At 67.3% G+C, this 13,216-nt stretch carries 16 protein-coding genes; 8 read left to right on the top strand and 8 right to left on the bottom strand.

The features are described from left to right. The first annotated feature begins 6 nt into the window (after nucleotides 1–6). Entirely contained in the window at nucleotides 7–954 is a 948-nt protein-coding gene (locus ACV22V_RS28975) for a choline ABC transporter substrate-binding protein (protein ID WP_059534053.1), read from the top strand. A gap of 136 nt (nucleotides 955–1,090) precedes the next feature. Here ACV22V_RS28975 and ACV22V_RS28980 read toward each other — a convergent pair whose 3' ends face one another. After that, a complete protein-coding gene (locus tag ACV22V_RS28980) occupies nucleotides 1,091–1,516 on the bottom strand; it encodes a PACE efflux transporter (RefSeq protein ID WP_448016225.1) in 426 nt (141 codons plus the stop codon). Between the two features lie 158 nt (nucleotides 1,517–1,674). Here ACV22V_RS28980 and ACV22V_RS28985 point away from each other — a divergent pair, with 158 nt between their 5' ends. Then, complete coding sequence (locus ACV22V_RS28985; RefSeq protein WP_448016226.1) at nucleotides 1,675–2,598, top strand: LysR substrate-binding domain-containing protein; 924 nt, start codon at nucleotides 1,675–1,677, stop codon at nucleotides 2,596–2,598. Between the two features lie 49 nt (nucleotides 2,599–2,647). Here the strand turns inward: ACV22V_RS28985 and ACV22V_RS28990 are convergent, their stop codons facing one another. From ACV22V_RS28990 to ACV22V_RS29000, 3 genes are all read right to left on the bottom strand, one after another. After that, nucleotides 2,648–3,796 (bottom strand): WD40/YVTN/BNR-like repeat-containing protein, encoded by a 1,149-nt coding sequence (locus tag ACV22V_RS28990; protein WP_448016227.1) that lies wholly within the window; start codon nucleotides 3,794–3,796, stop codon nucleotides 2,648–2,650. Between the two features lie 56 nt (nucleotides 3,797–3,852). After that, the gene (locus ACV22V_RS28995) at nucleotides 3,853–4,122 is read right to left on the bottom strand and encodes a MoaD/ThiS family protein (RefSeq protein ID WP_006749905.1); all 270 of its coding nucleotides are present in this window, start codon (nucleotides 4,120–4,122) and stop codon (nucleotides 3,853–3,855) included. Between the two features lie 124 nt (nucleotides 4,123–4,246). Next, complete coding sequence (locus ACV22V_RS29000) at nucleotides 4,247–4,645, bottom strand: nuclear transport factor 2 family protein (RefSeq protein WP_059688996.1); 399 nt, start codon at nucleotides 4,643–4,645, stop codon at nucleotides 4,247–4,249. 78 nt (nucleotides 4,646–4,723) lie between these two features. Between ACV22V_RS29000 and ACV22V_RS29005 the strand changes: the two genes are divergently transcribed. Continuing rightward, nucleotides 4,724–5,665 carry a LysR substrate-binding domain-containing protein gene (locus tag ACV22V_RS29005; RefSeq protein WP_448016229.1) on the top strand — a complete coding sequence of 314 codons (942 nt, stop codon included), beginning with the start codon at nucleotides 4,724–4,726 and terminating at the stop codon, nucleotides 5,663–5,665. Nucleotides 5,666–5,693: 28 nt separating this feature from the next. Here the strand turns inward: ACV22V_RS29005 and ACV22V_RS29010 are convergent, their stop codons facing one another. Further along, nucleotides 5,694–6,383 (bottom strand): aspartyl/asparaginyl beta-hydroxylase domain-containing protein, encoded by a 690-nt coding sequence (locus ACV22V_RS29010; protein WP_448016230.1) that lies wholly within the window; start codon nucleotides 6,381–6,383, stop codon nucleotides 5,694–5,696. 203 nt (nucleotides 6,384–6,586) lie between these two features. On the opposite strand from ACV22V_RS29010, the gene ACV22V_RS29015 reads away from it, so the two are divergent. Both ACV22V_RS29015 and ACV22V_RS29020 read left to right on the top strand, forming a co-directional pair. After that, nucleotides 6,587–6,931 (top strand): DUF4148 domain-containing protein, encoded by a 345-nt coding sequence (locus ACV22V_RS29015; RefSeq protein WP_059534070.1) that lies wholly within the window; start codon nucleotides 6,587–6,589, stop codon nucleotides 6,929–6,931. A gap of 71 nt (nucleotides 6,932–7,002) precedes the next feature. Next, nucleotides 7,003–7,281 (top strand): DUF4148 domain-containing protein, encoded by a 279-nt coding sequence (locus ACV22V_RS29020; RefSeq protein ID WP_448016257.1) that lies wholly within the window; start codon nucleotides 7,003–7,005, stop codon nucleotides 7,279–7,281. 267 nt (nucleotides 7,282–7,548) lie between these two features. On the opposite strand, the gene ACV22V_RS29025 is transcribed toward ACV22V_RS29020, so the two are convergent. The 3 genes from ACV22V_RS29025 to ACV22V_RS29035 form a co-directional block, all read right to left on the bottom strand. Then, the gene (locus tag ACV22V_RS29025) at nucleotides 7,549–8,076 is read right to left on the bottom strand and encodes a cytochrome b (protein WP_448016231.1); all 528 of its coding nucleotides are present in this window, start codon (nucleotides 8,074–8,076) and stop codon (nucleotides 7,549–7,551) included. A 70-nt stretch (nucleotides 8,077–8,146) separates the two neighbouring features. Beyond that, complete coding sequence (locus ACV22V_RS29030; RefSeq protein WP_448016233.1) at nucleotides 8,147–9,598, bottom strand: ATP-binding protein; 1,452 nt, start codon at nucleotides 9,596–9,598, stop codon at nucleotides 8,147–8,149. Then, nucleotides 9,595–10,254, bottom strand: coding sequence for a response regulator (locus ACV22V_RS29035; RefSeq protein ID WP_059702412.1), 660 nt, complete (start codon nucleotides 10,252–10,254; stop codon nucleotides 9,595–9,597). The genes ACV22V_RS29030 and ACV22V_RS29035 overlap by 4 nt, the downstream gene beginning before the upstream one ends. A 234-nt stretch (nucleotides 10,255–10,488) precedes the next feature. On the opposite strand from ACV22V_RS29035, the gene ACV22V_RS29040 reads away from it, so the two are divergent. From ACV22V_RS29040 to ACV22V_RS29050, 3 genes are all read left to right on the top strand, one after another. Beyond that, nucleotides 10,489–10,893 (top strand): hypothetical protein, encoded by a 405-nt coding sequence (locus ACV22V_RS29040; protein WP_448016234.1) that lies wholly within the window; start codon nucleotides 10,489–10,491, stop codon nucleotides 10,891–10,893. A gap of 62 nt (nucleotides 10,894–10,955) precedes the next feature. Continuing rightward, complete coding sequence (gene hpnI, locus ACV22V_RS29045) at nucleotides 10,956–12,125, top strand: bacteriohopanetetrol glucosamine biosynthesis glycosyltransferase HpnI (RefSeq protein WP_448016235.1); 1,170 nt, start codon at nucleotides 10,956–10,958, stop codon at nucleotides 12,123–12,125. Further along, nucleotides 12,122–13,210, top strand: coding sequence for a lysylphosphatidylglycerol synthase domain-containing protein (locus tag ACV22V_RS29050; RefSeq protein WP_448016237.1), 1,089 nt, complete (start codon nucleotides 12,122–12,124; stop codon nucleotides 13,208–13,210). Before hpnI ends, ACV22V_RS29050 begins: the two co-directional genes overlap by 4 nt. Nucleotides 13,211–13,216 lie beyond the last annotated feature (6 nt).

Genomic DNA, 13,216 nt, shown 5'->3' on the forward strand with positions numbered 1-13,216 from the left:
AGACAGATGAAGCGCCTATTGATCGCAGCGGCATGCGGGATCGGGATTGCAGCACCGATGTCGGCGGTTTATGCGGCCGACCCGCCCGTGTGCAAGAACGTGCGCTTCGCGGACGTCGGCTGGTCCGACATCGCGGCCACCACGGGTCTCGCATCGACGATGCTGCAGGGGCTCGGCTACACGCCGACCAAGACGATCGCGTCGGTGCCGATCACGTTCGCGGGCATCAAGAGCAAGCAGATCGACGTGTTCCTCGGCTACTGGTCGCCGACGATGGATCCGATCATCCAGCCGTTCACGAAGGCCGGCACGATCAAGGTGCTCGCCACGCCCAACCTGACCGGCGCGAAATACACGCTCGCGGTGCCCGACTACGTGTACCAGGGCGGCCTGAAGTCGTTCGCCGACATCCAGAAGTTCGCGGACAAGCTCAACGGCAAGATCTACGGGATCGAACCGGGCAACGACGGCAACCTGCTGATCAAGAAGATGATCGACGGCAACCAGTTCGGCCTCGGCAAGTTCAAGATGGTCGAGTCGAGCGAGGCCGGGATGCTGGTCGAGGTGAATCGCGCGATCCGCGACAAGCAGTGGATCGTGTTCCTCGGGTGGGAACCGCATCCGATGAACGTGCAGATGAAGATCGACTACCTGAGCGGCGGCGACGACGTGTTCGGCCCGAACTACGGCGAAGCGAAGGTGCTGACCGCGACGCCGCCCGACTACGCGCAGCGCTGCCCGAACGTCGCGAAGTTCGTGTCGAACCTTCAGTTCACGACGACGATCGAAAACCACGTGATGGTGCCGATCATGAACAAGGAAGACCCGAACAAGGCCGCGGCCGAGTACCTGAAGGCGAACCCGCAGGCGCTCGACAAGTGGCTCGCGGGTGTGACGACGATCGACGGCAAGCCGGGCCTGCCGGCGGTGAAGGCGTATCTCGGCGTGCATTGAGCGACCGGACGAACGGCGCCCCGGCCGAAGGTGGCGCGCCGGCGTGATGAAACGCGGCCCTCCCGCATCGTGCGGGCGGGCCGCGTCGTTTTCGGGTCGCGAGTCGATTGGCGAATCGCCGCGCCGCGAACCAACGTTACGATTCCTTCGTCGCCGCCGGGACGTCGAACACGCGATCGAACGCCCACTGGAACACGAACGCGTAGCAGAAGAAGAACGCGAACAGCCCGATGTCGACGACGAACGCGTCGAACCACGAGATGTCGAGCCACCACGACACCACCGGCACGAGGATGAAGATCAGCCCGCCCTCGAATGCGGTCGCATGCAGGATCCGCCGCGCGAGCGTGCGCCTGGGCCGACGGCGCGACGCTTCCCAGCGCTCGAACAGCGCGTTGAAGATCATGTTCCACAGCAGCGCGATCGCGGACATCGTCGCCGACAACGCGCCCGAATAGACGAGGCTTTGCTTGAAGATCGCCGCGATCGCGGGCGAGATGCAGGAGATCGCGATCGCTTCGTAGAGCAGCGCCTGCGTGATCCTGCGCGGTAGGCCTTGCACGTTGTTTCTCCGGTTCGACGGTGACTCGACGGTCGCTTGCGCGGCACGGCGCCGCGACGTCCCGCAAGGCTACGTGCGTTGCGCGAGCGCTTCAATTCACCTAATCTCACCCGGATTGAATCGAATTCAACCCGGCCGGACCCGGCCCGAGAGGCCCCGTGTTCTCGAAAATTCCCCTGACCGCATTGCGTGTATTCGAGTCGTCGGCACGGCTCGGCTCGTTCAAGGCCGCGGCGGACGAGTTGTCCGTGACGCCGGCGGCCGTATCGCATCAGATCAAGTCGCTCGAAAGCCGGATCGGCGTGCTGCTGTTCGAGCGCGGCGCGAGCGGCGTGCGGCTCACGGAGGAGGGCGAACGGCTGTTTCGCGCGAGCCACGATGCGTTGCTCGCGCTGAGTCGCGGGCTCGACGCGGTGTGGCCCGAAGCGGCCGACGAGCGCACGCTCGTGCTGACCACCACACCCGCATTCGCCGCGATGTGGCTGATTCCGCGTCTCGGCCGGTTTCGGCAGGTCGATCCGCAATTGAACATCAAGGTCGAAACCGGCAATACGCTCGCCGATCTCGACCGCGACGCGCGAATCGATCTCGCGATTCGCGCGACGTCGCGCACGTTCCCGACGCTGCACGAGATCGCATTGATCGACGAGCATTTCGGCGCGTATGCGGCCACCGGGTTCGATGCGCATCGTTCGGAAGAGCGCCTCGATTTGATCGAGACGGTGTGGGATACACCGCAGCCGATGTCGATCGATTGGGCATCGTGGTGTCGTGCGGCGGGCCGGGAAGCGTGGCTCGAGCGCGCGGTGTTCCGGCATTACGACGACGAGCACTACGCGTTGCAGGCCGTGTTGCACGGCCAGGGCGTCGGGCTGCTCAGCTCCGTGCTGGTCGCCGAGCACGTCGAGCGCGGCGCGCTGATGCCGATCGAGCCGTCGGTGCGGCTCGCCGGCGCACGCTTCGTCGCGCTGTGCCGGCCCGGGCGGGAACGCGAGCCGCAGGTCAGGCGGTTTCTCGACTGGCTCGAAGCGGAAATCGCGCGCACGCGTGGGGCGGTCGCACGGATCGCGCCGCATGTGTGACGCAACGGTCAGGCGCTTCCATTGCGCTGCGACGCGTGCGAATCGTTCGTTACCCGAAACGCACGCAATACACCGGCGGCAAATGCGCGGAGACCTGCCGCCAGTTGTCACCGCCGTCGCCGGACGTCCATAACCCGCCCGTCGTCGACGCCATCGCGAGATGCGTGCCGGAGTCGTCCACCGCGAGCCCGTGCCGATACACGAGGTCGTAGGCCGGCGCGGGCGGCAGCCCGTTCGACAGCGTCTCGAAGCTGCGGCCGCCGTCGCGCGTGCGCGTGACGACGAACCGGCCGTTCACCGGAATCCGGCACGCATCCTTCACGGCCGGCACGAACCACGCGGTGTCGGGATCTGCCGGATGCACCGCGACCGCGAAGCCGAAGCTCGACGGCTGCGCCTCGATCCGCTGCCAGTGCGCGGCGCCGTCGGTCGAGCGGAAGATCGCGCAGTGATGCTGGGTCCACAGCACATCGGGCGCGGCTGCGCACTGGACGACGCGGTGCGGATCCTGCACGTTGGGTTCGCCGCGCCGCTCGGGCGGCATGTAGTCGGCTTCCATGCCGTCGGCGCTGACGCGCCAGGTCGCGCCGCCGTCGAAGGTCTGCCAGACGCCGCCGCACGAAATCCCGATCGTCACGTGCCGGCTGTCGCGCGGATCGATCATCACCGAATGGATGCCGGCGGCATCGTAGCCGCCGCCGAACCACTCGGCGCGCTCCGGGCGGTCCCATAGCGCGCGGTTGAGCACCCACGAATCGCCGCCGTCGTCGGAGCGGAACAGTCCGCCCGGTATCGTGCCGGCCCACAGCACGCCCGGCTCGTCGGCGCCGCCGGCTTCGAGCGACCAGATCTGCTGAAGCGTCCACGGCGGGCGCGGCGGGGCAGGCGCTTCGTCATCCGAATCGCTGGCGCCCGCGTGGGTGCCGGCGTCGGCGCGAGGCGCGTCGGCGGGCTGCGGCGGATAGACGGGCACCGCACATTCCTCCCATGCGGCGGCATCGGCACGCCGGCGATGCAGCTTGACGCCGAAATGGCCGAGATTGAGCGCCGCATACAGCGTGCCGTCGCGCGGGTCGGCCAGCGCCATGCTGACGGGTTCGCCGATGAAGTGCGGCTCGCCGAGCGACCAGCCGCCGTTGCCGTCGGCGTGCAGCACGAACAGGCCCTTGCGGGTCGCGACGAGCAGTCGATCGTTCATGTCGGGTGTCTCCAGTTGGTCCGACCGGGCACTTGCTTCGATGGAGATGCGTCCCTTTATCCGCCGGACAGCGCCTGCACGACATAGACGCGGCTGGCATCGCCGAGCGCATCGGACAGGTGTTGCCGGTCGCGCACCGGCTGGCCGTCGATGAACACCGACAGGTGCTTTCGCAGCGCACCCTGGTCGTCGACGATATAGCCGCGCAGCCGCGGCTGCTCGCCGAAGACGGTTTCAAGCGCTTCGCCGAGCGTCCGTGCGTCGATGTCGCGCTCGGGCGTGTCGATATGGCGCTGGATCGACGCCGCGAAGAAGAGGTGGGCCATGGTAGTGGCTGGCAGGAGCCGCGCGGGGGGACGGTCTGTAGTGTAGGCGATCGATCGGGCCAGCAGCGGCATTTGCGGTACGGCCGGCGGCGCGGCGACCTTGCTGCGCCGCGCAACGATCCGGCTATGCGTACTTGTCGCCGACGGTACTTCGCACCGGATGCGTGTCGTAGATGATGACCATGCGCTCGATGCGCGCGTCGTCGTCGAATTCGAAGACGTCGACACATTCGAACCGCACCTCGGCGCCGTCCTTCAGTCCCCAGTCGTAAACGAAATAGCCGGTGGCCCGACGCGCGCCCGTCGTGCTGACGCAGATGTCGATCGGCGTGATCCGGCTTTGTCCGGATGCCGCCGCGACTTTTTCGAAAAAGGGCTGCGGCGCCATCCAGCCGAGAAACGGCGAGAATATCCGCGCATCCGGCGCGAACAGCGCGCAGATCTCGGCGACGTCGCCGCGTTCGAGCGCTTTCAGGTAGGTATCGACCTGCCGCGTATATAGTGCGTCGGACGACGAGACCATGGTATTTCTCCGTTGATTGATGACGAGCCGTCCGCGACAGCCGTCGCGAGCCGGTTCAACCACGATAGCGATGCAGCGATGACCGAACAAACGAATAATCCGCAACCCGGGTATGCCGCCCGCGCATATCCGCTGGCGGATCTCACGCGTGCGCTGCCGCCGTTGACGGCGTTCCAGGCGTTCGTCGCCGCCGCCGAACTCGGCAGTTTCAACCGGGCGGCCGAGCATCTGTGCCGGACCCAGGGTGCGGTGAGCCGTCAGGTGCAGCAACTGGAAGCGCACTACCGGTGTGCGTTATTCGTTCGTCATCCGTCGGGATTGACGTTGACCGCGGAAGGCGGCGCGTTGCTGACGGTGGCCATCGACGTGCTCGCGCAACTGGCGCGACACGCGCATGCCCATGCGCATGCCGCGTCGACCCTGACGTTGCGCCTGCCATCCACGTTCGCGATCCGGTGGCTGCTGCCGCGGCTGTCGGCGCTCAATCACGCGTTGCCGCGAACCGAATTGCGCATTCACACGTCGGCGGACGACACGCCGGATTTCACCGACGCCGATTTCGATGCCATCGTCGTGCGCGGTACCGGAAACTGGGCGGGAATGGTGGCGGTGCCGCTGTTCGACGAGTGCCTCACGCCGATGTGTACGCGCGGGATCGGTGCGTCGTTGAAGTCGATCGCCGATCTCGCGCACGCGACGCTGCTGCATCCCGCACGCAATCGCGACGAATGGCGATGCTGGCTCGACGCCGTCGGCGCAACGCGGATCGACCCGGACACCGGGCTCGTATTCGATACGCTCGAACTGACGTTGACGGCCGCGGCCGACGCGCACGGCGTCGCGATCGGCGATCCGCGCATGGCGGCGGACCGGCTGGCAGCCGGCGCGCTGGTCACGCCGTTCCCGGAGGTGGTGCGCAACGGCCTCGGTTACTACCTCGTCTACCCGACGCAGCGCGCCACGCAACCCGCGATTCAAGCGCTCGCGGAGGTCCTGACGCGTCTCGCGCGCGAGGATTGACCGCGACGGGCGGGCGCGGTGCGGATGGCTAGACCGGGATCGATCGCCCCCGCATCCGGATTCCGAGCCGCACGACGCCGATCACCGCATTCGACAGCCACGTCAGCAAGCGCGGCATGCCGCGCCGTCGGATATCGAGCAGCAGCACGATTCGCACTGCGTCGCTGTCGTTCCACACCTCGTGCACGAACGTGTCGTCCCACAGCAGGAAGCGGCCTTCTTCGAGCCGGTATTCATGGCCGTCGATCTTCAGCACCGCGGCCGGCGTGCCGTCGGCGCGCTTCGGCATCGACAGCACGAGATAGCCGCGCAGGATGCCGCGGAACGGTCCGCGATGCGGCGGAATGTGTTTGCCGGGCGCGAGGAACGACAGCGACGCGGACAACACGTCCGGCGATGCCGCGACGATCGATTCGACGGTCGGGCAACGCGACAGGTTGCGCGGGAACGGCTGGCCGTACGCCTGCATGATGAACATCCGCCAGTCGCGTGCATCGTTGGCCGAGATGTCGTGCTGCTCGCGCATGATCTCGTGGAAGCGCGGGATGCGCGGCAGGTCGCGCGCGACGGCCAGTGCTTCCGAGCGAATGGCCGGCCACGCGCGGACGAATCGCTCGGCGTCGGGGAACATGGCCGGGTCGAGCACGGCACCGCTGTCGATATGACGGTCGAACAGCGTGCGAAGCAGGCCGGCTGCATAGTCGTAAGCGACGGACATGATCGAGGCGCGATCCACAAGGTGTCGTCAGTCTGCCCCACGCGCGGTGGGGCCTGCGTTACGTCAGGTTACGCCGGCTGACGAAAGAATGACAGTTCGATGAATGTCCTGCGCAAGCGGTTCGCCATTCCGGGAATAAACGGGCACCCCGCGTCGTCATACGGGTGTAGCACGTCGTTTCGTTGACTTCCGAAGGAGTGAGCATGAATACGCATTGGCTGGTGGCCGCCATGGTGGCGGCGATGTCCGTCGCGAGTGTCGCGACGCCTGCGTCGGCACAGGCGCTGACGCGCGCGCAGGTCAGGCAGCAATTGATCGACGCCGAAAACAACGGGCTGCGCTTCGTGACCGATACGTCGTATCCGGACGTGAGTCCGCTATTCCGGCAGCAGGCCGAACAGATGCCTCGGCATCAGGCCGAAACCGCGGTCGGCAGCGATCCGGCCGCGACTTCCGATGCGGGAAGGCCGACGGTACTGCCGTCGCGTCCGCGCTCGGCCGCGTGCGTGGGCCCCGAGAGCTTTTGCACGCCGTATTTCGGAAGCTGAAGAAGCGGGCCACCGCGGCCGGCCCGGCATCCGCGCAGGTTGATCGGCACGCAACATTGAAGGAGTTCATGATGAAAATTTGTATCGCACTACTGATGATGATCGGCGTGGTATCCGGTCAGTCTGCATTCGCGCAATCGAATGCGCCGCTCACGCGTGCACAGGTTCGCGAGGAACTGATTCGTCTGGAAGCGGCGGGCTACGATCCGTCGAAGGGGGACGACGGGGAATATCCGGCGGACATTCAGGCCGCGCTGGCGAAGGTCGCCGAGCAGGATCGGGCGAGGATGGCGGCTTTGCCCGCCGCGACCGCGCCGGCCGCCGTCATGCCGGCGCAGACCGACAACTAGGTGTCGACATGTACGTCTGTGTCTTCGGGCCGACGTGTTCGCGGTACGGCAATACGCACGCCGTTCGCGGCGCGCGGCCTGGCCGAACCGCACGGACGGCGAGGCCGTCGATCGCGCGCCGCTTCGCGCGGCGCCGCGATCAGCGCGTTGCCCGATTCCGATGGGCGCGCAGGTGGATTGCAGGGTGAGCCGCGATGCAGGCGAGCGCGCGATCCGTCATTGCCGGATCGCTGCCTGCGATGGTGCGCCATGGCGCAGGTGGCGAGATTACCAGGGCATCATCCGTTGCATGACGCCGTCGCGCAGGACGAAACGATGCGCGACCGCGGCCGCGACGTGAAGGCAGATGCCGCCGAACAGCACCCACGCGAGGATGCCGTGCACGTCGCCCATCGCGTGCCCGAATCCCGAGCCGGCCGCCGACAGCGCCGGCAGCGGGACGACGCCGAACAGCGTCACCGCCCATGTGCGCGACGACGCATTGATCCAGCCGAGCAACGGCACCGCGATCAGCAGTGCATAGAGCCCGAAGTGCGTTGCGCCGGACACCGCGCGCATCGCGGGCGACAGTTCGTCGGCGGGCGGGCGATGCGTCACACGCCAGAGCACGCGGCAAGCCATTGCGGCAAGCAGCGCGGTGCCCACGATCAGGTGCGCGGCGATCAGGCCGACCGGTTGCGTGTCGCGATGCACGTCGGGCATCGTCCAGCCGATTGCATATTGCGCGACGACCAGCGCCACGATCAGCCAGTGAAGAAGGCGTGCGACTGCGTCGTATCGTGCGGTTGTAGACATGAAAGCTCCTGGCAAGCGGATGAGGACCGTATCTTCCGGCGGATTTTACGGCCGAATCCTTAACGAAACGTTAAGCGTGCGGTCGCGCACGGGCTTCGTCCGATAACGCCTGCGTGCGATCGATCCGAGCGGATTCAGCCGACGGCATCGAGATCGTGACGCCGAGACCGTGGCCGCCGATGCCGGGCCCGAATTGCACGGTGCCGCCGAAGTATTGCGCGATGCGCTGGACGATCGACAGCCCGAGCCCGCTGCCGGGCAACTGCGTGCCCACGCCGCGATAGAAACGATCGCCGAGCCGCTCGTGCTCGCCGGGGGCGACGCCGGGCCCGTCGTCGCGCACGACGATGCGCTGCGCGGCGCCGTCGTCGTGTACGTCGATCTCGATGCGGCCCCCCTGCCGGCCGTACTTGACCGCGTTGTCGAGCAGATTGTCGAGCAGGATGCCGAGCAGGATCGGATCGGCCTGAATCGCTCGCCCCGGCGTGCCGCTGGCGACGATGGCGATGCAGTGATCCGACGCCTTCGCGAGATGCCGTTCGATGGCCGCGTCGACCAGTTCGCGGACGACGACGGCGCGCACCGGAATGCGTTCGTATTCGTCGAGCCGCGCGAGCAGCAGCAACTGTTCGGCGAGACGCGCGCTGCGATCGACGCCTTGCACCACGCGCTGCATGGCGAGCTGTTTGCGCGTCGGATCGTCGGTCGCGAGCGCGACCTGGGCCTGAACCTTGATCGCGGCCAGCGGCGTCTTGAGTTCGTGCGCCGCGTCGGACGTGAATGCCCGCTCGCGCACGATCGACTGCCGCAGTCTGGCGAGCAGGCGGTCGATTGCGTCGACCAGCGTGCGGACTTCTTCCGGAACGGTCGTGACGCCGAGCGGTTCGAGCGAGTGCGCATCGCGCGCGCCGATCAGCGTCGACAGCGTTTTCAGCGGCGCGAGACTGCGCCCGATCAGGAACCAGAGCAGCAACGCCAGCACCGGGAGCGCGACGATCAGCGGCCAGACGATGCCGCGCGCGATGCCCGTCGCGAGATCGCTGCGTATGTTGGCCGGCTCCATCACCCGTATCCATCGGCCCGACGCGTCGTCGCGCAGTGTGTGCGTGCGCCATTGCGCGCCGCGCACGACGATCGTTTCGGGGGTGTCGCTTCGGCCGGCTGCATCGGGCCGGCCGGGGGCGTCGACCGGCAGGCTCGACGCGATGACGTTGCCCCGCGCGTCGCGGACTTCGAACAGTACGTCGCGCGGCAGACGATCGCCGTCGTTGTCCCGCGCGGCGGCCGACGTGCCGTGAGCCAGTTCGATGCGCGCGTCGGGCGGGAAGCGGGCGAGGCGGTCGAGGTCGGCCGGCGCGAGGTCGACGAGCAGCGACGCATATTCGACGAGACGGGCGTCTTCCCATTCGCCGATCTCGCGTGTCGCGTGCCGGAAACTGCCGAACACGGCGACGATCCAGACGACGGTCACGCAGCCGAGCGCCATCGCCGAAACGCGGCGCCGTATCGAGCGCGAGATCATGGTTTGTCGACGACGTAACCGATGCCTCGCACCGTCCGGATCAGTTCCGCGCCGAGCTTCTTGCGCAGGTTCGAGATGTGGACCTCGATCGCATTGCTTTCGATGCCTTCCTGCCATCCGTACAGGCCGTCCTCGAGACGCGCCCGCGACTGGGGCATGCCCGCATGACTGACGAGCTGAACGAGGATGGTCCATTCGCGTGACGTCAGCGCGATGCGCGCCGCATCGCGTGTCACCGTTTGGGTGGTCAGGTCGATCGTGATGTCGCGCCACACGATCTCGTCGCCGGTGCGACCCTGGGAGCGGCGCACGAGCGCGCGGCAGCGGGCGAGCACCTCGGACAGCTCGAACGGTTTCGCGAGATAGTCGTCGGCGCCGTCGTCGAGGCCGCGGACCCGATCGGCCACGGTGCCGCGCGCGGTCAGCACGAGCACCGGCGTGGTATCGCCCGCGTCCCGCATCGCACGCAGCAGTTCCGTTCCCGATTTGCCGGGCAAGCCGAGATCGAGGACGACGAGGGCGAAGCGCGTCGTCGCGAGCGCGGCGGCGGCGGCATGACCGTCGCGCAGCCAGTCGACCTGATAACCGGCCTGACTCAGGCTGATTTCGAGGCCGCTGCCGATGAGGTCGTCGTCTTCGACAAGGAGGAGTCGCATGGTCGATTCGTGTGCAGATACATGCAATTGTACGAGCCGGACTGTGCGCGTCGTGCAACGGATTGTAATTGCGCTCCCTCAAATATCGCCCGATTCTGAAGATCGCTTAAGGTTCGGCACCGGCATTCCGGCTACGATCGGCCACAACGTTTCTCGGGTCGAACTCCGCTTCCCCTGATCCCCGAACCGGGTTCCGCGCGTCATGCACGCGCTTGCCCGTCCACCCCCGCGACCGTGTCGATCGACGCAGGATCGATGCGGGTCGTCCGCACGGGAGGTTCATTCCTGATGGCACCCTCGACGATCGAGCGATGGCGCGCCTATCTGTTGATCGCCGCGCTCGCCGGCATGTTCATTCAGTGTTTCGTGCTGGTTTCGTTGTTTGCGCTGCGCGTACCCGAAGCGTTTTTCACGACGATGACATTCCGCATCTGGGCCGTCGTCGCGGTCGCGACCGCGATCCTGTCGGCCCGTAAGGTGGCCGACGCGGCGTTCAGGGCCGCGGATGTCTGCGGCTATGTGCGCGTGTCCGGAATCGATCGCCGCACGGTAGCCGTGTCATCTGATTGCGCGTACCGTCGGCTGGTCGTCCTGCATATCCGGCTCAACGGGAATCGATACGGCGGCGTGTACGGGTGAGCGCGCGTTCGCGCGTGCCGGCCCCGGGCGTCGCCGTCATTGGGCCACCACTGGGGAGAAGCATGGTCTTGCTGCATGTGCTGTACGCGCTGGCCGGCGCGATGTCGATCGCCTGCGGGCTGGGCGTGTTGCTCGGCATTGCCTACACTGTCACGGCCAGCGTGCTGGTCGGCCGGTTCTTTTCGCGCGCGCGGGCGGTGCCGCGCGACTATCCGGGCGTCACCGTCGCGAAACCGCTGCACGGCGACGAATGGAACCTCGTACAGCATCTTGAAAGCTTCTTCGTCCAGGATTATCCGGGGCCGGTACAACATCTGTTCGGCGTGCACGATGCGGGCGACGCGGCGCTCAAGGCCGTCGAGACGCTGCGCGCGCGCCATCCGGACGCGAACATCAAGGTCGTCGCCGATGCGCGGTTATACGGGCCGAATCGCAAGATCGCGAATCTCGTCAACATGCTCGAACACGCGGAACATTCGGTGCTGTGTCTCGCCGACAGCGATGTGCTGGTCGAGCGCGATTATCTGCGTGCCGTCGTCGGCGCGCTACAGCCGCCGGAAGTCGGCATCGTGACGAGCGTGTATCGCGGCGTCGCGTCGCCGGGCTTCTGGCCCGGTGTCGCCGTCGCGATGACGAACTACCATTTCCTGCCGGGCGTCATTACCGGGCTTTTCATCGGGCGTGCCCGTCCGTGCTTTGGCCAGACGATTGCGATCACGCGCGCGACGCTCGAACGCATCGGCGGGCTCACGCGTTTCGCGCACCACCTGGCCGAGGATCACGCGCTCGGCGAAGCGGTGCGGCAGGTCGGCGCGCAGGTCGTCGTCCCGCCGTTCGTCGTCGGACATGCCTGTGTCGAAGAGACCTTCGCCAGGTTGTACGCGCACGAATTGCGCTGGAGCTGCACGATCCGCGCGGCGGACCGGCTCGGTCACGCCGGGTCGGTGCTGATGCATCCGCTGCCGCTTGCATTGCTGGCCGTGCTGTTTTCCGGCGGCACGCTCGTCGCCTGGTGGCTGGCGGTCGCGGCACTCGTCGCGCGGGCGCTGCTGATGTTCCGGACGAGCCGCGCCACCGGCGCGGGTCTGCGCGGCGCGCTCTGGCTGCCGTTCGTCGATTTGCTGCAGTTCGCGGTGTTCGTGTCGAGCTTCTTCTCGTCGCACGTCGTCTGGCGCGGCACGCGCTTTCGCGTCGACCGCGAGGGCTTGTTGTCGCCGGCGGGGAAATCATGATGCACGACGCGCATTCCGATGTCGAAGGCGCGGACCGGCCGTCCGCGCGTCGCGACGCACGGTTGCGGCATGCGGGGCGCGCGGCGGCGCTGGCCGGGCTGGTGCTCGCGGTGTGGCTGATCTGGCGCGAGCATCCGCTGGAGATCCTGCATCGGTTGCGGATTGCCGGCGCCGGGTTGCTGGTCGCCGCGCTGGCCCACATCCTGCCGATGCTCGCGAATGCGTGGGACTGGCGGATGCTGATCCGTGGCCCACGCCGGCCGTCGTTCGCGACGATGCTCAAGCTCGTATGGATCCGCGAATCGATCAACGGGCTGTTGCCGGTCGCGCGGATCGGCGGCGAGATCGTGTCGTTCAGCCTGCTGCGGCAGGCGGGCGTGCGCCCGGCGACTGCCGTGGCGAGCCTCGTCGCGGACATGCAACTGACGCTGATCAGCCAGCTCGTGTTCGCGCTGGTCGCGATCGGCTACGTGCTCGAACACGTGTCGTCCGACGCCGCGCAGGTGGCCGCGCGCCTCGCCATCGGCATGGCGGCGCTCGTGCCGGTGCTGCTGCTGTTCGCGCTGGTTCAGCACGCGCGGCCGTTCGAGCGCGCGATGCGCGTGGTCAACCGCGTCACGAGCGGCAAGGTGGTGGCGCTGGTCGGCGAATCGGCACGCACCGATCAGTCGATCCGGATGATCTGGAGAAAGACGGGTGTCGTCGTCCGCTATCTGGCGATCTGGCAGACGCTGCAATTTGTCGGCTATTCGCTGGAAATCTGGCTCGCGCTGCATTTCCTCGGCGCCGATCCGACGTTCGCGCAGGCGCTCGCGATCGAAGCGCTGATCCAGCTCCTGAGCAGCATCGCATTCCTGATGCCGGGCGGGCTGGGCGTGCAGGAGGGCGGGTTCGTGCTGATCGGCGGGCTGCTCGGGTTCGACGCGCCGACCTGTCTGGCACTCGCCGGCGCGCGGCGCGTGCGCGACTTGCTGTTCTATCTGCCGGGCTTGCTCGCATGGCAGCATGCGGCCGGCGCGGCGCGCTCGCCGTACGAGGCGAAGCGCGCATCGATGCCCGTCGGTGAGTCCGCCGGGCCGCGTTGATGCGGC

The sequence above is a fragment of the Burkholderia sp. AW33-5 genome (assembly GCF_053427615.1).

Bases quoted from the DNA above. Each gene is read 5' to 3' on its own strand.
- ACV22V_RS28975 (WP_059534053.1), top strand. From the start codon at position 7: ATGAAGCGCCTATTGATCGCAGCGGCATGCGGGATCGGGATTGCAGCA.
- ACV22V_RS28990 (WP_448016227.1), bottom strand. From the start codon at position 3,796: ATGAACGATCGACTGCTCGTCGCGACCCGCAAGGGCCTGTTCGTGCTG.
- ACV22V_RS28995 (WP_006749905.1), bottom strand. From the start codon at position 4,122: ATGGCCCACCTCTTCTTCGCGGCGTCGATCCAGCGCCATATCGACACG.
- ACV22V_RS29000 (WP_059688996.1), bottom strand. From the start codon at position 4,645: ATGGTCTCGTCGTCCGACGCACTATATACGCGGCAGGTCGATACCTAC.
- ACV22V_RS29005 (WP_448016229.1), top strand. From the start codon at position 4,724: ATGACCGAACAAACGAATAATCCGCAACCCGGGTATGCCGCCCGCGCA.
- ACV22V_RS29010 (WP_448016230.1), bottom strand. From the start codon at position 6,383: ATGTCCGTCGCTTACGACTATGCAGCCGGCCTGCTTCGCACGCTGTTC.
- ACV22V_RS29015 (WP_059534070.1), top strand. From the start codon at position 6,587: ATGAATACGCATTGGCTGGTGGCCGCCATGGTGGCGGCGATGTCCGTC.
- ACV22V_RS29020 (WP_448016257.1), top strand. From the start codon at position 7,003: ATGAAAATTTGTATCGCACTACTGATGATGATCGGCGTGGTATCCGGT.
- ACV22V_RS29025 (WP_448016231.1), bottom strand. From the start codon at position 8,076: ATGTCTACAACCGCACGATACGACGCAGTCGCACGCCTTCTTCACTGG.
- ACV22V_RS29030 (WP_448016233.1), bottom strand. From the start codon at position 9,598: ATGATCTCGCGCTCGATACGGCGCCGCGTTTCGGCGATGGCGCTCGGC.
- ACV22V_RS29035 (WP_059702412.1), bottom strand. From the start codon at position 10,254: ATGCGACTCCTCCTTGTCGAAGACGACGACCTCATCGGCAGCGGCCTC.
- hpnI (WP_448016235.1), top strand. From the start codon at position 10,956: ATGGTCTTGCTGCATGTGCTGTACGCGCTGGCCGGCGCGATGTCGATC.
- ACV22V_RS29050 (WP_448016237.1), top strand. From the start codon at position 12,122: ATGATGCACGACGCGCATTCCGATGTCGAAGGCGCGGACCGGCCGTCC.